Here is a 21,196-nt window from a genome sequence, read left to right on the forward strand (position 1 = left end):
GCCATGATCCCTTTTACGAAGATGCACGGAAACGGAAACGACTTTCTCGTGATCTGCAACACTGATCTCGCGTTTTCGACCGGGGATCTCTCGGCGCTCGCGCTCGACGCGTGCCGCCGCAAGGAGTCGGTCGGAGCGGACGGAATCCTCGTGATCGAGCCGTCGGAGCGCGCGAATTTCCGAATGCGGATTTTCAACGCGGACGGGAGCGAGGGGGAAATGTGCGGGAACGGGGCGCGCTGCATCGCGCGATATGCGTTCGAAAACGGCATGGCCCCCGAATCGATGGTATTCGAGACGCTTGCCGGGCTCATCCGGGCCGGAGTTAACGGAGAACGGGTGAGTCTCGATCTCGGGGAGATTTGCCTGAAGGACGGATGGTTCGGGGACCGACTGATGGTTCGGGGCGCTCCCTGCGCGTCCGTCTACCTGAAGGTCGGGGTCCCGCACTGCGTCGTGTTTCTCGACGACTTTGCCGGGTACTCGCGGGACGATCTCAGGGAAATCGGGCGCGAAATCCGCAACGACGCGGCGCGCTTTCCGGAGGGGACGAACGTGAACTTCATCGTCCCTGAACCCCCTTCGGATGTCCGCGCCGTGACGTACGAACGCGGCGTCGAGGACCTTACCGAGTCGTGCGGGACCGGATGTGTCGCGGGAGCGATCGCGTGCGCCGTGACGCAGGGAATGGAGAGTCCGATATTCGTACACAATCCCGGTGGAACGAACGAGGTCGGGCTCGTGTTTTCGGACGACAACGAGCGCTGCCGAGCCACGCTGACGGGCAGGACGGTCGTCGTCGCGCGAGGGGTGCTTCTGTCGCGGGACGCGATCCGGCGGTCGATGGGGAGGAATGAATCGTGAATATTTCGAAAGGAAGACTCTACGCGCTCTTTGCGTGCCTCGGAATTGCGGGGGCGGCACTTATTGCGGGAAGCCTCGATTTCGGCGGGGACGCGGTCCGCAGAGGTGCCGCCGCCGCCGTCAGGACGTCGCTCGGGGCGGACCTCGCGATCGGAAAGATCCGGGGGAATCCGTTCAGGGGATACGTTCTCGAAACGGTCGACCTGAAAATGAAGGGAACGACGTTCGCATCGGCGGCCGCGCTGACCGTTCGCCCCGCTCTGGCGCCGATCCTTTCCGGCCGGGTCGTCGTCGATTCCGTGATTCTCGAAAGAGGGCGTATCGACGGAGACCGGGCTTTTCCGATTTTCGCCGGACTCGGCGGAGCGGGCGGGAGCGGTCCCCTGCCGGTGCGATCGGTTCGTCTCCGGGACGTCAGAATCGCGTCGAGCCGGTTCGCCACCGATCTTTCCGACGTAACCGTCTCGCTCGGGGAGAACGACGTCGGAGTTGACGGGGCCGCGACGGTTCGCGGCGTCTCCGTGTCGCTCAGGTCGCGTATCACGATGCCGTCGAAGGACGGCGCCGTTTCGATCGAGTCGCTGTCCGCGAAGATTGGCGGGGGATCGCTCGACGCATCCGGGGCGGTCCTTCCGTCTCTCGGTCTGAAGGGGACGCTTTCGGATCTCGACATCGCCTCGCTGGCCCGCCTGTGGCCCGACATGAAGCCGGACGGGTTCGACGGCAGACTTTCGGGGAGCGTCGAGGCCCGCGGCGTGTGGAACGATCCCGTGTTCTCGGGAACGCTCGCGTACGCGGGGTCCCTCCTTTCCGGATACCCCGTGCAGTCGGCCGAGGGACACTGGGCGTTTTCGAAAATGTCTCTTTCGATTGACGGGATGAAGGTCAGGGCTCTGGGAATTCCGATGCGGGGAAGCGGCAGAATGTCGTTCGGCAAAGGCGTTCCGTCTCTCGCCCTGGATCTGACGGGAGGTCCGGTCCCGGCCGCCGAGATCGCGAAGGCCTTCCCGAAGATTCCCGCCATGACGGGAACCATGGAACGCGTGTCGGTGTCCGTTCAGGGGACGACGGCTGCTCCCGGCGGGACGGTCGGCCTCCGCGCGTCCGAACTCGGGGCGTTCGGAAGAAAGATGCGCGACGTCGCGGTCGACGTGAAGTTCGCGAAGGACGGTTCCGCCGCGATATCGGGAAAGGCCGAATTCGAAGGAGCGCCGGTGACGGCGAAAGGAACGCTCCGGGTCAACGCGCCGAAACCGAAGATCGACCTGGCGCTGACGTGCCGTTCCCTCAACGCGGAGGTCATCCGCTCGTTTCTGCCCGCAGGATGGGGCACACTCGCGGGGGTTCTCAACGGGGATCTCCGTTTCTCCGGAGGGCTCGACGCTCCGAAGATCTCGGGGGCCATCTGGTCCGACCGCCTCGCGACGGAAGGCGAGGCGGTGGAGACTCCCGGCGTCTCATTTGCTTGGGACGGAAACGCGCTGTCGCTCGGGACCGTAAAGGGACGCTGGCGCGGGGCCGATATCGGGGGTTCCGGGACGGTTGGAAATCTGAAAGGAACGCCGACACTCGACCTGAATATTTCCGCGTCGGTCGGTGCGGGATTCGTGACGTCGTTCTTTCCCGACTTCCCGTCCTGGGGGGGGCAGGGAACGGCGAACGTGACCGTGAAGATCGCCGGAACGACGCAGAAACCCAGACTGTCAGTGACGGCGCGCTCGAAGTCGCTTTCGGCGAAGGGAATCGCGTTCGGAGGCGTTTCCGCGTCGACGGGATTCGAACTTCCTGTGACATCGAAGGGAATCGGAATTCCGGGAAGGGACGTCCCGCTTGCGATCGAGCTTTCGGCGGAGTCGGCCGCTCAGCTGAAAAATCTTTCGCTGTCCGTCAAAAAGGAAAAGGAGACCGTGACGATCTCGACGCTTCACGCGAGGAGCGGAGAGGGACTCATCGAAGGGGGGGGGACGGTTACACTCCCCGGCGTCGCGGGCGGGGAACCCGAGATGAAGCTTTCGTTCAGGCTGGCGGGCGCCGACCTGCATCCTCTGGCGCAGAGCGGCGGCATCGCCCTTCCCGTCTCCGGACGGGTCGACGGCGCCGTGTCCGTCTCCGGAAAGCTTTCGAAACCCGAGGTCACGGCGGCGCTGAAGTCGCAGAAGATCGCCGCGGCGGGATTCGCGGCGGAAAACGCCGATGTATCCGTCTCCGGAAACCCGTCGCTCGTGACGATCGAGAAATTCGCGGCGGAGGCCGGAGGAGGCAGGCTCGAGGGGAAAGGGACGTTCGTTCCTGGAGCGGTGCCTTCCGGGACGATTTCACTATCGGGAAAGAAGCTCGACGCGGCGGTTCTGCTTGCCGCGCTTTCGAAGGAGCTGAAGCCGTCCGGAACGCTCGACGTCTCCTTTACGGGGCGTTTCAGGGGGATCGAAGGGAACGGCGATGGAACCATTTCGTCGCAATCCGTGACTCTGTACGGAATTCCTGTTTCGGGCGTCTCCATTCCGCTGAGGCTTTCGGGGGCGATCCTCGAGACGAAGGGGGCACGCGCGGAGATCGCGGGAGGAAAAGTCGCCGCCGACGGGACGTTCGATCTCAGGACGCTGCGGTTCTCCAAAAAACTCTTCGCGTCCGGGGTGGATCTCGGCGAGGTCGTTCAGGCGTTCCGCGGTTCCGGAGAGAAGAAGCGGATGCTTTCCGGGCGCGGCAATCTCGATCTGGCACTGACCGGAATCGTCGACGGCAGGAAGATGTCGCTTTCGGGAAGGGGAGAACTGGCGGCCGGAGAGGGGCTCGTCGAGGGAATCCCGCTCGCCGGACTTCTCTCCCCCCTGACCGGGCAGCCGGGAATCAGGTTCGCCTCGGTAAAGGCGCCATTCGTCGTCGAAAGCGACCGCATCCGGCTGCTTCAGGGAAGCCGGGTCGTCGCCCCGGAGAACGATCCGATCTACAGGAAACTCGATGCCGAGGGAGCGGTGACGTTTGCCGGCAAACTCGATCTCAAATGCGTCGCCTCGGCGAATGTGGCGCTGCTTTCGGCGGTCATCGGAGGCGGTGTCGCCGCCGGGACGGCCGGGAACGTGTCGGAGATGATTTCCGGGGTGCTCGGGAGCGTGAAAAGCGGCCTCGGAGAACGCGACTACCGGGACGTCTCTTTCAGAGTCGGCGGAAAGGTCGATGCCCCCACCGCTTCGGACTTCAGCGTCGCCGGCGCGAAACAGGAAATTCAGAGTCCGACTCCCGGTGCCGCGCCGCAGGCTGCGAAGGCGACGCCGACTCCGCCCCCGGCGAAGTCGCCGGAGGAGAAGCTCCTGAATACGCTTCTCGACGTCGTCGCGCCGAAAAAGAAGTAGCGGACGATAAAACAGCCCCCGGGAGCGAACCGGGGGCTGTTTTTCTGAACGGATGCTTCAGCTGAAGGATGTGTCCCACTCGAACCGGCTTGTGGGAGCCTCGATGTTTTTCCTGAGCTGTATCCGAGGCATTCCGACCACGACGATGCCGCCGGCGGGGTCGACGGTGTAGGCCGAGGCGTCCCGTTCGGGGTCGAATCCGATGGCCGAACCGGGCTGAATCTGATTGTGCGCGTCGACGATGACGCGCTTGAGACGGCAGTTTTCTCCGACGACGACCCCCTGCCCGATGATGCACTCGTCGATTTCGGCTCCGGGAAGGACCAGACAGTTCCGGGAAAGAACCGACCTTTTGACGCTTGCCCCGAGGATGCGGCTGCCTTCCGCGGCGAGGACGCTGTCGACGCGGCAGGGGAATCCTCCCGCCGGGTAGGAGTAGGAGGGCGGGTCTGCATAGGAAACCGTCCGTACGGGCCACTGGGGATTATAGAATGTCATTTCGGAGTCGATGTCCAGAAGGTCCATGTGTGCTTCCCAGTACGCCTTTATCGTGCCGACATCACGCCAGTACGGTTTGTCGAGGCGCCAGTACGGATGTCCTGTTCCCGGGAGATGGTTGGTCGAAAAGTCATATGCGAACACGCAGCACCGGGAGACGAGTTTCGGGAGGATGTTTTTCCCGAAATCGTGCGACGAGGATTCGTCCTTCGCGTCTTCGATCAGACATTCTTCGAGGACCTCGCGCTCGAAGATGTAGTTCCCCATGGACACGAAACTGAAGCCGGGGTGTCCCGGGATCTCGGGCGGGGTGGGAGGCTTTTCGACGAATCCGGTGATCATCCCGCGCGGATCGACCCGGATGCAGCCGAACTGATGCGCCTCGCTGCTCGGGACGACATTGGCGGCGACGGTGATGTCGGCCTTCCGGTCCATGTGGTATTCCAGCATCTGGGTGACGTCCATCTTGTAGATGTGATCGGCGGCGAAGATGCAGATCCGGTCGGCGTCGTAGAGCGTGATCAGGTGGAGGTTCTGGTAGACGGCGTCGGCCGTCCCCTGGAACCAGTGTTCTCCGCTCCACATCTGCGCCGGAGCGAGCGTGATGAAATAGTCGCGGCCGCGCAGTGCGCCGCCGAAGTGCCAGCCTCGTTCGATATGTTCGTTCAGGGATTGGCTCTTGAATTGGACGAGAACGTATACCGAAAAGATGCCGCTGTTGACCAGATTCGAGAGTGCGAAATCGACGATCCTGTACTTTGCGGCGAAATGCACGGCAGGTTTTGCCCGATACCGGGTCAGGGGCATGAGACGTTCCCCTTTCCCTCCGGCCAGGACCATGCCCAGAACGCGTCCGAACTGGCCCGACACCATGGAACCATCCCCCTTCATCGAAAGATCCCGGAGCGAGGGTCCGCCCGGGTGATTACGGCTTCTGCGAGAGGAGCGACAGATAGAGCGCCTTGTATGCGGAAGCGGACCGTTTCCATCCGAAGTCGGTCTTCATGCCGCGTCTTCGGATCTCGTTCCATCGTTTCGTGTCGCGGTAGGCGTCGAGCGCGCGGGAGACCGCCCCGACGAGGGCGTCCGCGTCATAGGCGTCGAACGTGAACCCGTATCCGTTCGGGGATGCGTCGGCGTCGCTGATCGTATCCGCCAGACCGCCGACGGCGCGGACCACCGGAACGGCGCCGTATCGCAGGGAGATGAGCTGCGAGAGGCCGCACGGCTCGAAGTTCGACGGCATCAGGAAGATGTCTCCCCCTGCGTAGGCCGCGTGCGCGAGACGTTCGTCGTATGTCAGGATCGTCCGGACCCTGCCGGGAAACGTCGGATCCATCGCGGCGAGGCGTTCCTCGAATGCGGATTCCCCCTTCCCGATGATGACGACTTTCGCGCCGAGCGAAAGAATGCGCGGAATCGCCGGGATGAGGATATCGAGCCCCTTCTGCCGGACGAGGCGGGAAACCACGATGCACAGCGGGGAGCCGTCGTCGTCCCATCCGATATCCTCGAGAAACGCCTTCCGGCATTCGAGGCGCCCTTCGGGGCGTGACGCTCCGAAACGGCAGGAGATCGCGGAATCCCTCTCGGGGTTCCAGAGGGTCGTGTCGAGTCCGTTCAGGATTCCGGAGAGCTTCCCGGAATGTTCGCCGAGAACTCCCGAGAGTCCGCGCCCGCCCTCTTCCGTGAGGATCTCGGCGGCGTATCGCGGGCTCACGGTCGTGACGCGATCGCTCGCGACGATGGCTCCCTTCAGAAGATTGACGTCCCCGTAGAATTCGATCCCGTCCATCGCGAAAGCGTCTTCCGCGATGCCCCACTCGTCGAGGACCTTCCTGGGAAGAATCCCCTGATGGGCGAGATTGTGAATCGTGAGGACCGAGAACGGCTTCCGAGGGATGGTCCTGTAGTGCCGGTGCCATCTGAGCGCGATCGATGCGAGCGATGTCGGCCAGTCGTGACAGTGGATGATGTCCGGTTTCCATCTCACGGCCGCGTGAAGGTCGAGCGCGGCCAGCGAGAGGAACGCGAAGGGAACGACGCTGTCGGGGGTCAGGACGTCGGGATATGGAGCGGGAGAACCGTAGAGCGCGTCGTTCTCGAGAAGGTATACGGGAACGCCGTTCACGAGCGCGCGCCAGATGCGCGAGCGGATCACGCTCCAGCGGAGCGCGGTTTCCACCGTGCGTGTCAGCCTCGTGAGGCGGAACCCCTCGTCTGAAACCCGGTCGAGAACGCCTGCGTATGCGGGAATCAGGACGCGGGCGTCCGTATCCATCGCGTTCAGGCTCGCGGGCAGGGAGCCGACGACGTCGCCGAGCCCGCCGACCTTGACGAGCGGCGCCATCTCCGAAGTGACGTGCAGGACTTTCGGCTGTACCGGCCCCTCCTTCGTTCGGACGTTCCGGCTCCTCCGTGACATTGATTACACCCCCCGGAGACCGATGTGGTACGCCTTTTCGCAATACTCCCGGACGACTCTGTGCGTGTTGAAGAAGCTGGCGTTGAGCGCGATCGCGTGTTTCATCATCCGGATCCATCCGGGACGATCCTCGTAGTATCTCGGGATGATCGCCGTTTCGAGCTTCGCGTACAGATCGATCGCGTCGAGCGATTCGTCGTAGTGGATGAGATCGGATTCGCTCGGTTCCGGCCCGATGGACCACCCGGTCACTCCCTCGATCCACCCTTCGATCCACCAGCCGTCGAGCACCGAAAAGTTCATGATCCCGTTCAGCGTGCACTTCATGCCGCTCGTCCCCGAAGCCTCCATCGGCCGCTGCGGCGTGTTGAGCCACAGATCGACCCCCTGCGTCAGGAGCGCGCCGAGTTCCATGTCGTAGTTCTCGAGAAAGATGATGGGGATCATTTCCTCGATCTTCTGTGCCGAGTTGAACAGTCTCTGAATCAGCGCCTTGCCTCCGTCGTCGCGGGGATGGGCCTTGCCGGCGAAGATGCACTGGATTTTCCTGGCGCCGACTTCCGTCAGTTTCTTGACGTTTGAGAGGAGCAGCTCGGCGCGCTTGTACTGCGCGGCCCGCCGTGCGAAGCCGATCGTGAGGATGTCCGGGTCGAGCTGTCGTCCGGTCGTCTCGAGAATCCGCGCGAACAGGCGCATCTTCGCGGCCTGATGCGCGGCCCAGAGGTCGTCGTCCGGAAGCTGAAGCGCCTGGACGAGGCGCCCGGGATCGTTTTCCCATCCGGGAATATGCCGCGTGAAGAGTTTCCCCATCCCCGGGCTGACCCACGTCGACGGGTGAACCCCGTTCGTGATGCTGTCGACCGTCTCGTCGTTGAACATCCTGCGGCTCACATCCGCGTGGCGCTTGGAGACCGCGTTCGTGTACCGGCTGAATCTGAGCCCGAGTTCCGTCATCGAGACCCCTTCGGCGTTCGGCAGCATCCGCTTCAACGTCGAGAGCGGTTCCGGCGCCATCACGCGCTCGACGAGATCGAACCTGAAGAAATCATGCCCCGCCGGCACCGGCGTGTGGGTCGTGAAGACGACCTGATCGCGGATCTTCTGCTCGTCGTAATACCCGAGTTCCCGCATGAGTTCGAGCGTGAGGAATCCGGCGTGTCCCTCGTTGAGGTGAAACGTACTGGTGTTCGTATAGCCGAGGTCGCGGAGCATCCTGAGTCCTCCGACGCCGAGGATGATCTCCTGACAGATCCGCGTGAGCTGGTCGCCTCCGTAGAGGCTCCAGCAGAGCTTGCGGTCGTCGGGGCTGTTGCCGTCGACGTCCGTGTCGAGGAAGTAGACCGGGATCGAGTATCCCGTATGCCCGATGATCTCGTACACCCAGCTCCGGACGCGCACCTCGCGTCCCTGGATCATCACCGACACTTCGTTCGGAAGCTGGGTCAGTTCCTGCTCCGGATGCCAAAGAACGGGTTTTTCGATTTGCCAGTGTTCCGAATTGAAGGTCTGCTCGAAGTATCCCTTCCTGTAGAGGAGCGTGATGCAAACCATCGGTATCCCGAGATCGGCCGCGCTCTTCAGGATGTCTCCCGCGAGGAGCCCCAGGCCTCCGGAATACGTGGGGATCGACTTCTTGATGCCGACTTCCATGGAAAAGTAGGCGACAGTCCGGAACGATGGATCGTACTCCATAATGCTCCGCATGTTGCCTCCAGCAGTCATCCGCGCGTGAATCTGGGTCATCGGCCTTGTCCCTCCCGTTCTCTCGTCTTCAGGATCATTATCCCACATCCGGACGATCTGGCATCATTCCCTCCCGAAAAGCGACGTCATCCGGGCGAGGGCGGCCGAATCAGCGGCATCGAGTGTTTCGGAACGGAAACGCCACGTCCAGTTCCCAGATCTTGTCGACGGCGTGTTCATCCGGGCGTCGGCGCCGAGACAGAGGATGTCCTGGAGGGGAATGACGCATTCGTCGGCGACGGACGACATGGCGAGGCGGACCATGTCGGCGCAGACGGTCCGGTGCGTGACGTCGCGCCCGACATATTCCGAAAGGTTCCGGCGTTCCTCCGGCGTGGAGTCGGAGAGAAACCAGCCGAGCGTCGTGTTGTTGTCGTGCGTTCCCGTATAGACGATATTCGCCTTCGTGTGATTGTGGGGCGCGTAGGGATTTGCCGCGATTCCATCGCCGAAGGCGAAATGGAGGACGAGCATCCCGGGGAGCGCGTTCTCGTTCATCGTCTTCGTGACATCGGATGTTATGACGCCGAGGTTTTCGGCGAGAAAGGGCATGGTCGGAAAAACCTCCCTGACGCGGCGGAAGAACACCTCTGTCGGGACGGGGAACCACGAACCGTTCCGGGCGGTCTTTTCGTCTCTCGGGACGCCCCAGAACGCGACGAGTCCGCGGAAGTGGTCGATCCGCACCCTGTCGTACAGCGACAGGGCACGGGAAAGACGCGAGATCCACCAGTCGAAGCCGGTCGCCTCGTGGCGTTCCCAGGCGTAGACGGGGTTGCCCCATCGCTGCCCGTCCCTGCTGAAGTAGTCGGGGGGGACGCCCGCGACGCGGACGGGGCGGAGCGATGCGTCGAGGTCGAACAGCTCCGGGTGGCTCCAGACGTCGGCGCTGTCGCCCATCACGTAGATCGGCAGGTCGCCGAGGATCGAGACTCCCGCGTTGCGGCACCGCTCTTTCAGATGTCGCCACTGCTCGTCGAAGCACCACTGCTCGAAGACGACGAATTCGATCTCGTCCGCGCGGGCGTCCCGGAAGTTCTCGAGCGCCTGGCTGTCGCGCGTCCGGAGCGGTTCGGGCCATTTCCACCACGGCAGGCCGCCCGAGGTGTGCCGGATCGCGCGGAAGAGCGCGTAGTCCTCGATCCACGCCGCATGCGTTTTCCTGAAAGACTCCAGTTCGTTTCCGAGGCGTTGAGCGTTCCGCGAAAAGGCCTCCCGGAGAAGGGCGTCCTTCAGGACGAAAGCGGCCTCGTACGAAACGGAGTCCTGAGAGAGCGAGGCCATGCCGGCGGCGTGCGCGCGATCGCAAAGAGGTGCGTCCGGCAGCAGTTCGGGACATATCAGGAGCGGATTTCCCGCGAACGCCGACGGAGCGCTGTACGGGGAATGTCCGAGACCTCCGTCCGTCGCCGTGACCGGAAGAACCTGCCACGTACGCTGGCGGGTTCTTACGAGGAATGACAGGAAACGGTCGGCGCCTTCCCCCATGTCGCCGATTCCCCACGGGGAAGGGAGCGAAAAAACGGGAAGGAGAATGCCGCTCGAACGGCTCATGGAAGGCTCCTCCTCGAAGAGTCGGGCTTCAGAACGTTGTCGGGTTCCGTACGGACGGATACCCTGCGCGTCCGGAAAATTCCGGAAAGGAGATCCCGCGGAAACAGATGAATTATACACGTCCGAACGGACCAATTGGTATAATCTTTCGAAATAGGCAGAGAAACCAGAAGGGGGGAACGCGATCATGCATCCTTCCGTCCGTCACGATATCCCGGCCTTCAGCCAGTACGATATTTTCCTTTTCAGGGCCGGGAACCATTTCACTCTGTACGACAAACTCGGATCGCACGTTATCCGCGACGATTCGTTCAGCGGAGTCCGTTTCGCCGTCTGGGCCCCGAACGCGCAGTCGGTCTCGGTCGTCGGCGATTTCAACGGCTGGGATCCCCGCGCGATGCCCCTCGCTCCCCGGTGGGATCAGAGCGGTGTCTGGGAGGGAGCCGTCGGAGGAGTCCGCCCCGGTGCGCTCTACAAGTACCGGGTCGTCGCGAAGCATGGATCCGCGCGTGACAAGGCCGATCCGTTCGCGTTCAGGTGCGAGGTTCCGCCAAGGACCGCAAGCGTGGTTCACGAACACGTCCACGAATGGCGCGACGACGGATGGATGACGTCGCGCGCGTCGAGGACCTCGCTGGAGGCTCCCCTCTCCGTATATGAGGTGCATATCGGATCCTGGCGGCGCGTTTCTGACGAAGGGAACCGATCGCTTTCCTATCGCGAGATGGCCCCCCGGCTGACGGAATATGTCGTTGCGAACGGCTTCACGGCAGTGGAATTCCTGCCCGTCATGGAACACCCCTTCTACGGTTCCTGGGGATATCAGACGCTCGGATATTTCGCCCCATCGGGTCGCTACGGAACACCGGAGGACTTCATGTACCTCGTCGATGCGCTCCACTGTGCGGGGATCGCGGTCATCCTCGACTGGGTCCCGTCGCACTTTCCGGTCGATCCCCACGGGCTCTCGCAGTTCGACGGAACGTGTCTCTACGAGTACGGAGATCCGAGGGAAGGGTTTCATCCGGACTGGAAGAGCTCAATCTTCAACTACGGGCGCAACGAAGTCCGGGAGTTCCTCGTCAGCAGCGCGTGCTTCTGGTGCGACCGTTTCCACGTCGATGGGATCCGTGTCGACGCCGTCGCGTCGATGCTGTACCGTGACTTTTCGAGGCGCCCGGACGCGTGGATCCCGAACCGGTATGGAGGCCGCGAGAATCTCGAAGCGATTTCGTTTCTGCGGACGCTTTCCAATACGATCGCCATCCGGTTTCCGGATGTCGCCCTCTTCGCCGAGGAATCGACCGCATGGCCGATGGTGACTCGTCCGGCCTCGGTCGGCGGACTCGGATTCCGGTACAAGTGGAACATGGGGTGGATGCACGATACGCTGGCCTATATGGCCCGGGATCCGGTACATCGCCGCTTTCACCACAACGAGCTGACCTTCGGCATCTGGTACGCGTTCGCGGAGAATTTCTGTCTGCCGTTGTCGCACGACGAGGTCGTCCACTGCAAGGGATCGCTTCTCGGGAAGATGCCCGGCGACGAATGGCGGAAGTTCGCCAACCTGCGGCTTCTCCTGGCGTACCAGTATACGCAGCCCGGTAAAAAGCTCCTGTTCATGGGAGGAGAGTTCGCGCAGCGCGCAGAGTGGAACCACGACGCACAGCTCCAGTGGGATCTTCTGAAATACGCCCCGCACGAAGGCGTGCGGACGCTCGTCTCGGATCTCAACAGACTCTACGCGTCCCTTCCGGCGTTGCACCGCGGCGACTGCCACCCCTGGGGGTTCGAGTGGATCGACTGCTCGGACACGGACCAGAGCGTTCTGTCGTACCTCAGGAAGACGGAAGACGACCGGGAGGTCGCGCTCGCGGTGCTCAACTTCACGCCCGAACCGAGAATCGGATATCGTGTCGGTGTTCCGTCGGGGGGATTCTGGCGTGAGGTCCTGAACACCGACGCGGGGGCCTACGGCGGGAGCGGTATGGGAAACATGGGCGGAGTCGTGGCGGAAGAGATCCCCTTTCACGGCCGGGGACATTCCGTGTCGCTGACGCTTCCTCCGCTCGCAGCTGTCGTGTTTCTTCCCGTCGGGGGAGACGGCGGGGAGGAGAAACACTCATGAAACCCTGCATCTGCATTCACGGGCATTTCTATCAGCCTCCCAGGGAAAACCCATGGCTCGATGCTGTCGAATCGCAGGATTCCGCCTCGCCGTGGCACGACTGGAACGAACGCATCACGGCCGAATGCTATGCGCCGAACGCCGCGGCCCGGATTCTCGGAGAGGACGGCAAAATAATCGCGATCCGGAAGAACTACGCGCGGATGAGCTTCAACATGGGGCCGACGCTTCTGACGTGGATGGAACGCGCCAAACCGGATGTCTACGGGGCGATCATCGACGCCGACGCGGAAGGCGCGGAACGGTTTTCCGGCCACGGCCCCGCGATCGCCCAGGCATACGGCCACGCGATCCTGCCGCTTGCTCCGGAACGGGACCGGAGGACGCAGATCGTCTGGGGCATCCGCGACTTCGAGCGGCGTTTCGGTCGTTTCCCGGAAGGAATGTGGCTTCCGGAGACCGCGGCCGACACGCCGACGCTCGAGGCGCTCGCGGCCGAGGGAATCAGGTTCACGATTCTGGCCCCGCGGCAGGCGTCGGAAGTTCGGCTCGCGTCCTCCGACGGGAGCGAGCGGTGGACGGATGTCGGGGGAGAGCGGATCGAAAGGGGGGTGCCGTATATCTGCTCTCTGCCGTCCGGCAAATCCCTGGTCCTTTTCTTCTACGACGGACCCCTTTCCCGGGATATCGCCTTCGGCCCGCTGCTTCGCAACGGAGGCGAGCTCGCGCAGCGACTGATCGAGGCGGGGCGTTCGCTGCGGACGGACGGAGCTGCGGAAGCGGCTCTGGAGATCGTCGCACTGGACGGAGAGACGTTCGGGCATCACCACACGTACGGAGACATGGCGCTCGCGTACTGCCTCGATCTCGTCGAAACGGGACGGGACGCGACGCTCACCGTCTTCGGAGAGTATCTCGACCGCTTTCCCCCGAAGAGGGAAGTCCGGATCGTCGAGAATTCCTCGTGGAGCTGCGCACACGGAGTCGAGCGATGGAGGGCCGATTGCGGCTGCTGCACCGGAATGCATCCGGGATGGCGACAGACATGGAGGGGACCGCTCAGGCAGGGACTCGACTTTCTCGGGGAATCGCTCGACGGACTGTTCGAAACCGGAGGACGGGAACTTTTCGCGGATCCGTGGACAGTCCGGAACGCATACGTCGATATCGCCGACATTCAACAGTACAGGGACGACGTTCGTGCCGATTCCGTCGACCGTTTCCTCGAAAAGCACATCGGAAGGAAGCCGACGCCGGAAGAACGGACTCGCGCGCTCACGCTGCTCGAGATGCAGCGCTGCCGCCTTCTCATGTTCACGAGCTGCGGGTGGTTCTTCGACGACATCTCGGGCATCGAAAGCATCCAGATCCTACGGTATGCCGCGCGAGCGATGGATCTCGCGGAGACCTTGTCCCCGGAATTCCGGCTCCGCGACATCGCCGGAGGATTTCTTCGCGAGCTCGAGAAGGCCCCGAGCAATATCCCGGAGCTTCTCGACGGGGCGCGGATTTTCAACGTCTTCGTCGAGCCCGAGCGGGCGGAACCTCTTCGCGTGGGGGCGAATATCGCCGTTTCGTCGTTTTTCCCGGTCCGAAACGGAACGTTGCCCGGGAACGACCGTCCCCCGGACATACCGGCGTTCCGCCCGGAGATCAGGAAGCGTGAAACCGGAGGGACGGAAGGAAAGACGTACGGCATCGGCCTGATCTCCATACTCGACATCCGTCTGCAGGCGCGTTACGATGTGTGCTACGCCATTCTTTCGCGCGGAGGGAAGGATCTCGTCTGCGGCGCGGGGTACTGCGGAACGGACGAAGAATACGAACGAAATCGTTCGAAGCTGTTGCCCTCTCTCCTTTCGGGCGACGAGCGCGGCATCGTGAGGATGTTCGGACACGACACGTTCTCGCTGCGTCATCTCTTCCGCGACGAGTTGCGCAGGATAACGCGGCGGATCATCGCGGACGACGCGCATGACATCGAACGGATCCTCAGGGATGTCGTCCGGAACTACGAAGGACTCCTCGAGTTTCTTTCCGTGGTATCCGTGCCGGTTCCCGAAGCCGTCCGGAGCGCCGCGGAGGTGATATGCAACGCCGATATCCGCCTCGAGATCGAGCGTCCCGTGCCGAATACGGAGCGGCTGCTTCGCCTGTGCCGGAACGCAAGAAAGTGGCGTGTCGAAATCGATGTCCCCGGACTGACCCATATCCTCGTCGGGAGGATGGACGAGTTCGCGGCGATGTTCGACCAGCCGGGACGGGAGGAGGATGCCGTCGAGATGATCGGGCGTATGGCGGCTTTCGTTCGTTCCGCCGGTTGGCCCGTGAATCTCTGGAACGTTCAGAACGCTTTCTTCCGGTTCATCGGCCGCCACCCGAAGACGAAGGAAACTGAAGACCTCGCCGGACTTCTCGACATCCGGATCGAATGACTGCCGGGATTCCCGCACGAATACGGAGGAGTTCTCTCGTGGAACGCAGTGCCATTTCGAAATGCAAGCGAATCGTCGTCAAGGTCGGGACGAGCACCGTCACGCACGCGACGGGCAAGATCAACCTCCATCGCATGGAACGTCTCGCCCGGGAAATCTCGGATCTCGCAAGCATGGGGCGCGAGATCGTCCTGATCTCGTCCGGCGCCGTCGGCGCCGGACTCGGAAAGCTGAACCGCGCGGAACGCCCCCGCACTCTGCCGGAAAAGCAGGCGATGGCGTCGATCGGCCAGGGACGCCTCATGCACATGTACGAAAAATTTTTTTCCGAGTATGGGAACACCGTCGCGCAGGTGCTCCTGACGCGCGATGTCTTCTCCGACCGCCTCAGGTTCCTGAACGCACGCAATACGATCCTCACGCTCCTCGAATGGGGCGTCATCCCGGTCATCAACGAGAACGACACGGTCGCCGTCGAAGAGCTCAGGTTCGGCGACAACGACACGCTTTCCGCGATGGTCGCATCCCTCACGGACGCGGACCTCACTCTGATTCTCTCCGATATCGACGGACTTTACGACGACAATCCGCGTACGAACCCGGACGCGACGATCATCCCCGAGGTCGCGGAGATCACGGACGCGATGTTCGATTGCTCGCACGGACGGGGCAGCCGCAACGCGAGCGGTGGAATGTACACGAAACTTTTGGCCGCGAAGATCTGTATGGCCGCCGGAATTCCGATGGTGATCGCGAAGAACGACGAACGGGACGTCATCCGCCGGATCGCGTGCGGCGAACCTCTCGGAACGTTATTTCTGCCGGCCCGGGACTCGGGAGACGGGCGGTGTCAGGGGCTCAGGAACGCCCGGAAGCACTGGATCGCGTTCGAGAGCAACCCGACCGGAAGGCTGATCGTGGATGAAGGCGCCGCGGAAGCGCTCCGTATCCGCGGCAAGAGCCTGCTCCCTTCGGGGGTCGTCCGCGCGGAGGGACTCTTCGACCGCGGGGCGGTCGTGTCGGTTGTGACGGAGGACGGCCGCGAGATCGCGCGCGGAATCGCGTGTTATTCGTCCGAAGACGTGTCCCGGATCGCGGGGCGTCACACGGACGAAATCGGCAGGATCCTGGGGAGCAAGGACTACGACGTCGTCATCCACAGGAACAATATGGCGGTGCTTTAGGAGGTCGGGACTCATGCTCGAGGAATATGTCCGCGGACTGGGACGGCGGGCGAAGGAAGCGGCCCGGGTTCTCGCGACGGCGACGGCCGAGACGAAGAACGCGGCGCTTCTCGCGATGGCGGAAGCGCTGCGGAACGGAAGAGGGGCAATTCTCGCGGCGAATGCGGAGGACATCGGGGCCGGGGAGCGCGCGGGATTGAAGCCCGCGCTTCTCGAGCGGCTGATGCTGAACGACGTCCGAATCGAGGGGATGGCGCGGGGACTCGAGGACGTCGCGTCGTTCGTCGATCCGGTCGGCGAGATGACGGGAATGTGGACGGTCGAGCAGGGGCTTCGCATCGGGTGTGTCCGCGTCCCGCTCGGTGTCATCGGCGTCATCTACGAGTCGCGTCCGAATGTGACGGCTGACTCGGCCGGACTCTGTCTCAAGGCCGGAAACGCGGTGATCCTCCGAGGTGGGAGCGAGGCGCTGCACAGCAACCGCGAGATCGCCCGGAGGATCTCCGGGGCGGCTGTTTCGGCGGGACTTCCGGAGGGGACGATACAGCTCCTCGACAGCTCTGACCGCGAGGCGACGCGGATATTGATGCGGATGACGGAGTACCTCGACGTGCTGATTCCGCGCGGCGGCAAGGGGCTCAAGAAGGCTGTCCAGGAAAACGCGAAGGTGCCGTACATCATGACGGGCATGGGGAACTGCCATATCTTCGTCGACGCGTCCGCGGATCTTGGCAGGGCCGTGCAGATCGTCCTGAACGCGAAGGTCCAGCGCCCCTCGGTCTGCAACGCGATCGAAAAAATCCTCGTTCACGAGGTGGTCGCGGAGCGATTTCTTCCGGCGGTGACGGCGGCGCTCCGCGAAAAGGGCGTCGAACTCCGCGGCGACGAGGCTGCCCGGCGGATCGTTCCCGACATGGTTCCGGCAACTTCCGAGGATTGGGACACCGAATATCTCGACCTCATCCTCGGCGTTCGCGTCGTTCCCGGGATACGCGAGGCGATGGATCATATCGCGGCGCACGGGAGCGGGCACAGCGAGGCGATCCTGACCGAGAGCTACGAGAACGCGCAGATCTTCCTGACGGGGGTCGACGCGGCGGCCGTGTACGTCAACGCGTCGACGCGCTTCACGGACGGCGGAGTCTTCGGCTTCGGGGCCGAGATCGGCATCAGCACGCAAAAGCTTCATACCCGCGGTCCGATGGGCGTTCGGCAGCTCACGTCGAACAAGTACGTCATTTACGGAAACGGACAGATCCGAAGAGGCTAACCTTGAGGGAAAATCTTTCCTCATGTTATGATTCCGTAACGGGTTTAATTTTATTTGTGAAGGAGTGGTGGGTGTGAAACGTCTTTTCCTGCTCGTACTTTGCGTCGTTATGGTTACCTGTGGGGCGGCTTTCGCGGCGACCGAGATCAAGATGGCCTATACCGGCCCCGCGGATGCCGAAAACAACGCGTTGCACCTGTACGCCATGAACTTCAAGAAGCTCGTCGAGGAAGCGACGAAGGGCGAAATCACGCTCAAGCTCTTCCCCGACAGCCAGCTCGGGAACGAAGAGGAACGCATGGAACTCATGTCGAAGAAGGGCATGAACCAGCCGATTTTCAACCTCGCTTCGTTCGCGGGCGTCGCGCCGGTCTTCCCGGAAATCTACGCCTCTGCGGTTCCGTTCATGTTCGACAGCTACAAGGCCGCGCATTTCTTTTTCGATGAGGGGACCTACTGGGCGAAGGCGAAGGAAGAGTTCCAGAAGAGGAGCAGCGTCGTCCTGCTCGAAGCGATCGAGGAGGGTGGATTCCTGGCGTTCACGAACAACGTGCGGGAAATCAGGAAAGCCGATGACTTCAAGGGCTTGAAGTTCCGCGGAATGGACGAGGGACAGGTCACCCTGTACAAGGCGTTCGGCGCGAGCGGCACGCCGATCCCCTGGACCGAACTCTATATGGCGCTCAAGACCGGCGTCGTGAACGGCCAGATGAACCCCGCGATGTACATCAAGATGGGAAGCCTCTTCGAAGTACAGAACTACCTGACCCTGGCGAACATCCAGTACTCCGACCAGTTCCTCGTCGCGAACGGCGACATGTGGAACGGTTTCTCGCCGGAGATGAAAAAGACCATCGCCGATGCCGCGAAGAAGGCGAACGCCCTGAACCGCGAAGCGATGGAGAAGCAGGACGCCTCGGACGTGAAGTACCTCGTCGACAAGGGCATGAAGGCCTACGCCCCGAACCCCGAGGAGATGGAATCCTTCCGGAAGGTCGGCCAGCCCGCGTACGTCGAGTGGCTCAAGAGCAAGATGTCCAAGGAATGGCTCGACCTCGCCCTCGAGAGCGCCAGGACCGCGAACGAAAAGGCGAAGGGAAAATAGCGCTCATGACGGATCCCTCCGGAAAATCCCGGATATCCGTCTGGACCGCAAGACTGGAACGCCTCAGCGCCTGGAGCGCCGGGGCGTTCCTCGTTCTTACGATCGCGGATATTCTTTTAGGAGTCTTTCAGCGTTATTTTCTCGGAAGTTCGATGATCTGGTCCGAAGAGGTCGCGCGCTTCTCCCTTCTCTGGCTCGTGATGCTCGGAGCGACGGGGGCCTTTCTCCGGGGCGACCACATGGCAATCGACTTCGTCATCAAGAAGATGCCCGTCCCGCTGCAAAAACTTGCCTCGCTCGTCCGCCTGCTCATATCGGCGGGAATGCTCGGACTCATGATCTCCCTCGGTCTCACGAACGCCCTGAGCATGTGGCACATGAAGACGATGGCGCTCAACATCCCGAAGACGTTCCCGTTGCTTTCCGTTCCCGTCGGACTGATTCTTTTGTTCGCGGCCGTCGTCCTGACGCATCTTCCCTCGGCGTCTTCGCGCGCCGCCGACCGGAAGGAGGCCTCAGCCTGAGATGGGTCAAATAATGCTCATTTCTTTCTTCATCCTCATGTTCCTCGGACTTCCGCTCTACCTGTCTCTTCTCTCGACTGCCCTCATCGGGATCGCGGCGCTCGGGGACTGGTCCCTGGTCCGGGTTCTCGCACAGCAGTTCTACGGCGGGATGGACGTCTTCTCGCTGATGGCGATCCCGTTTTTCATCCTCACCGGAATCCTCATGAACCGCGCCGGACTCACGGACCGCCTCATGGACTTCAGCCGTCTCCTCGTCGGATCGGTCCGTGGCGGCCTCGGCTACGTCAACGTCGTCGCCGGAATCATCCTCGCCGGCGTCAACGGTTCCGCGGCGGCCGACGCGTCGGCGCTCGGATCGATCCTCATTCCAGCCATGGTCAAGGACGGCTTTTCCCCGTCCTATTCCGCCGGACTGACGGCGAGCAGCTCCCTGATCGGACCGATCATCCCACCGAGCATCTTCATGATCATCTACGCCTCGATGACGAACACGTCAATAGGCGGCCTCTTCGCGGCAGGGATCATTCCCGGGTTCGTCCTCGGAGGCGCGTTCATGGTGATGAATTACTTCTATTCCCTGAAGCATCACATGCCCGTCCTCGATTCGAAAATGGTCCGCGCTCATGCCGGAGAGATCGTCAAAAAGTCGGCGAGCGCGCTCTTCGCTCCGCTCATCATCATCGGCGGCATCATCACCGGCGTCGTGACGCCGACCGAGTCGGGGGCGCTCGCCTGCGCCTATTGCCTCGCCGCCGGACTTTTCTTCACGCGGGAGCTGACGGTCAGGGCTCTCTGGGAGTCGATCTACGAAACGATCCGTCTCACGAGTTCGATATTCCTCATCATGGGCGCGGCGACGGTTATCGGCTGGCTTCTCAAGTGGGATCAGGTGCCGCAGCGTTTCGCGATGCTGCTCACGCAGAGCGGCGTCGTCCAGAGTCCGCTCATGCTCATGCTTGTGCTTTCGGCCATCATCTTCCCGATAGGGATGTTTATGGAAGAGGTTTCGACGCTGACGCTTCTGACACCGATCTTTTTTCCGCTCGCAGTGAAGGCGGGAATCGATCCCCTGCAATTCGGAATCGTGATGACGCTCAACGTTACGATCGCGCTGATCACGCCTCCGATGGGGGCCTGCAACTACATCGTCGCGGCTGTCGGCAAAGTCAAGCTGTCGGACGTTTTCATCCATATCTGGCCGTTCATCGGAGTGGCTATGCTGGCGCTTCTCGTCATCATCTTCTTTCCGCCCCTTTCGACCTTCATTCCGAGAGTTCTCGGTCTGTAGGAGGGGAAAGATGGTGTACGACGAACCCGTAGCGCGTTACGATTTCTCGTGGAAACGCTCGCAGTCCGTGCCGATCGTCGAAAACGGCGAACCGGTCGTTCCTGCGCACCTCTGCCCGGAATGCGTCGTGGTCCTCCGGCAATACTATCTCGAAGGTATCGACGGAGCCCTTCCCGAGGCATATCTTCGCGAGGGAAGTTTCCGGAGGCTCGTTTCGGCGGCCCGATGCCTGCCGACGGGATACAGAATGGTCCTCCTCGACGGCTGGCGCCCCGTGCGTCTTCAACAAGGGCTCTTCAACGCGTATCTCGGGAGACTCATGGACAAATGTCCGAACGCAGACGAAGAGGAGCTCCGCGTGATGGCGTCGAAGTTCGTCGCGCTTCCGTCGAACGATGCCGCAAGTCCGTCGCCGCACCTGACCGGCGGCGCGGTCGATTGCAGCATCGCCGATCCTGACGGCGTCATGCTCGATATGGGATCGGATTTCGACGAAACGTCCGAGCGGTCTGCATCCCGCTGGTTCGAGGATCGCCTCGAAGCGGGAAAAGCCCTTTCCGAGCGGGAGCGGTCGATGATGCGCAACCGGAGGTTGCTCCACGCCGTCATGCGCCAGGCCGGGTTCACGAACTATCCCGACGAATGGTGGCATTTCGACTTCGGCAACCAGAACTGGGCGTTGCTCTCGGGAGCGGCGAACGCGTTCTACGGTCCGGTGACCCCGAGATTCGCGTGGAGGAATCCGGACGTTCAGGACTGACGCGACAACCGGTACTCCCGCACGAGAGTAGGATATGACCGAGGGGCTCACCGGCACGTTCG

The 21,196-nt window shown here is 62.4% G+C and carries 14 protein-coding genes; 10 read left to right on the plus strand and 4 right to left on the minus strand.

Going from position 1 to position 21,196, the window contains the following annotated elements; all coding sequences use genetic code 11:
- Positions 1-3 precede the first annotated feature (3 nt).
- Together dapF and ACZ5IU_RS12400 are read left to right on the plus strand one after the other, a co-directional pair.
- Positions 4-864 (plus strand): diaminopimelate epimerase, encoded by an 861-nt coding sequence (gene dapF / locus ACZ5IU_RS12395; RefSeq protein WP_464417770.1) that lies wholly within the window; start codon positions 4-6, stop codon positions 862-864.
- Positions 861-4,214, plus strand: coding sequence for a hypothetical protein (locus ACZ5IU_RS12400; protein ID WP_464417772.1), 3,354 nt, complete (start codon positions 861-863; stop codon positions 4,212-4,214). Before dapF ends, ACZ5IU_RS12400 begins: the two co-directional genes overlap by 4 nt.
- 57 nt (positions 4,215-4,271) lie before the next feature.
- On the opposite strand, the gene glgC is transcribed toward ACZ5IU_RS12400, so the two are convergent.
- The 4 genes from glgC to malQ all read right to left on the minus strand — a co-directional run bounded on the left by glgC (position 4,272) and on the right by malQ (position 10,434).
- On the minus strand, positions 4,272-5,585 hold the full coding sequence (glgC, locus tag ACZ5IU_RS12405; RefSeq protein ID WP_464417774.1) for a glucose-1-phosphate adenylyltransferase: 1,314 nt from the start codon (positions 5,583-5,585) through the stop codon (positions 4,272-4,274).
- Positions 5,586-5,637: 52 nt separating this feature from the next.
- The gene (gene glgA / locus ACZ5IU_RS12410; RefSeq protein ID WP_464417776.1) at positions 5,638-7,137 is read right to left on the minus strand and encodes a glycogen synthase GlgA; all 1,500 of its coding nucleotides are present in this window, start codon (positions 7,135-7,137) and stop codon (positions 5,638-5,640) included.
- A 3-nt stretch (positions 7,138-7,140) separates the two neighbouring features.
- Positions 7,141-8,880 carry an alpha-glucan family phosphorylase gene (gene glgP / locus ACZ5IU_RS12415; RefSeq protein ID WP_464417778.1) on the minus strand — a complete coding sequence of 580 codons (1,740 nt, stop codon included), beginning with the start codon at positions 8,878-8,880 and terminating at the stop codon, positions 7,141-7,143.
- Between the two features lie 63 nt (positions 8,881-8,943).
- On the minus strand, positions 8,944-10,434 hold the full coding sequence (gene malQ / locus ACZ5IU_RS12420; RefSeq protein ID WP_464417780.1) for a 4-alpha-glucanotransferase: 1,491 nt from the start codon (positions 10,432-10,434) through the stop codon (positions 8,944-8,946).
- A 187-nt stretch (positions 10,435-10,621) separates the two neighbouring features.
- On the opposite strand from malQ, the gene glgB reads away from it, so the two are divergent.
- The 8 genes from glgB to ACZ5IU_RS12460 all read left to right on the plus strand — a co-directional run bounded on the left by glgB (position 10,622) and on the right by ACZ5IU_RS12460 (position 21,134).
- Positions 10,622-12,565, plus strand: a complete 1,944-nt coding sequence (glgB, locus tag ACZ5IU_RS12425; RefSeq protein ID WP_464417782.1) for a 1,4-alpha-glucan branching protein GlgB — start codon at positions 10,622-10,624, stop codon at positions 12,563-12,565.
- On the plus strand, positions 12,562-15,000 hold the full coding sequence (locus ACZ5IU_RS12430) for a DUF3536 domain-containing protein (protein ID WP_464417784.1): 2,439 nt from the start codon (positions 12,562-12,564) through the stop codon (positions 14,998-15,000). Before glgB ends, ACZ5IU_RS12430 begins: the two co-directional genes overlap by 4 nt.
- 38 nt (positions 15,001-15,038) lie before the next feature.
- A complete protein-coding gene (proB, locus tag ACZ5IU_RS12435) occupies positions 15,039-16,184 on the plus strand; it encodes a glutamate 5-kinase (RefSeq protein WP_464417786.1) in 1,146 nt (381 codons plus the stop codon).
- A 13-nt stretch (positions 16,185-16,197) separates the two neighbouring features.
- Entirely contained in the window at positions 16,198-17,454 is a 1,257-nt protein-coding gene (locus ACZ5IU_RS12440) for a glutamate-5-semialdehyde dehydrogenase (protein WP_464417788.1), read from the plus strand.
- A 73-nt stretch (positions 17,455-17,527) separates the two neighbouring features.
- Positions 17,528-18,559, plus strand: coding sequence for a TRAP transporter substrate-binding protein (locus ACZ5IU_RS12445; RefSeq protein WP_464417790.1), 1,032 nt, complete (start codon positions 17,528-17,530; stop codon positions 18,557-18,559).
- Between the two features lie 5 nt (positions 18,560-18,564).
- Positions 18,565-19,083 carry a TRAP transporter small permease gene (locus ACZ5IU_RS12450; RefSeq protein ID WP_464417792.1) on the plus strand — a complete coding sequence of 173 codons (519 nt, stop codon included), beginning with the start codon at positions 18,565-18,567 and terminating at the stop codon, positions 19,081-19,083.
- Between the two features lies 1 nt (position 19,084).
- Positions 19,085-20,374 (plus strand): TRAP transporter large permease, encoded by a 1,290-nt coding sequence (locus ACZ5IU_RS12455; protein WP_464417794.1) that lies wholly within the window; start codon positions 19,085-19,087, stop codon positions 20,372-20,374.
- Positions 20,375-20,384: 10 nt separating this feature from the next.
- Positions 20,385-21,134 (plus strand): M15 family metallopeptidase, encoded by a 750-nt coding sequence (locus ACZ5IU_RS12460; protein WP_464417796.1) that lies wholly within the window; start codon positions 20,385-20,387, stop codon positions 21,132-21,134.
- Positions 21,135-21,196: the final 62 nt, after the last annotated feature.

The organism is Lactivibrio alcoholicus (assembly GCF_055390895.1).

What these genes read in the sequence shown, in the direction of transcription:
- dapF (WP_464417770.1), top strand. Translation starts at nt 4, where the DNA reads ATGATCCCTTTTACGAAGATGCACGGAAACGGAAACGACTTTCTCGTG.
- glgC (WP_464417774.1), bottom strand. Translation starts at nt 5,585, where the DNA reads ATGGTGTCGGGCCAGTTCGGACGCGTTCTGGGCATGGTCCTGGCCGGA.
- glgA (WP_464417776.1), bottom strand. Translation starts at nt 7,137, where the DNA reads ATGTCACGGAGGAGCCGGAACGTCCGAACGAAGGAGGGGCCGGTACAG.
- glgP (WP_464417778.1), bottom strand. Translation starts at nt 8,880, where the DNA reads ATGACCCAGATTCACGCGCGGATGACTGCTGGAGGCAACATGCGGAGC.
- malQ (WP_464417780.1), bottom strand. Translation starts at nt 10,434, where the DNA reads ATGAGCCGTTCGAGCGGCATTCTCCTTCCCGTTTTTTCGCTCCCTTCC.
- glgB (WP_464417782.1), top strand. Translation starts at nt 10,622, where the DNA reads ATGCATCCTTCCGTCCGTCACGATATCCCGGCCTTCAGCCAGTACGAT.
- ACZ5IU_RS12430 (WP_464417784.1), top strand. Translation starts at nt 12,562, where the DNA reads ATGAAACCCTGCATCTGCATTCACGGGCATTTCTATCAGCCTCCCAGG.
- ACZ5IU_RS12440 (WP_464417788.1), top strand. Translation starts at nt 16,198, where the DNA reads ATGCTCGAGGAATATGTCCGCGGACTGGGACGGCGGGCGAAGGAAGCG.
- ACZ5IU_RS12450 (WP_464417792.1), top strand. Translation starts at nt 18,565, where the DNA reads ATGACGGATCCCTCCGGAAAATCCCGGATATCCGTCTGGACCGCAAGA.
- ACZ5IU_RS12455 (WP_464417794.1), top strand. Translation starts at nt 19,085, where the DNA reads ATGGGTCAAATAATGCTCATTTCTTTCTTCATCCTCATGTTCCTCGGA.
- ACZ5IU_RS12460 (WP_464417796.1), top strand. Translation starts at nt 20,385, where the DNA reads ATGGTGTACGACGAACCCGTAGCGCGTTACGATTTCTCGTGGAAACGC.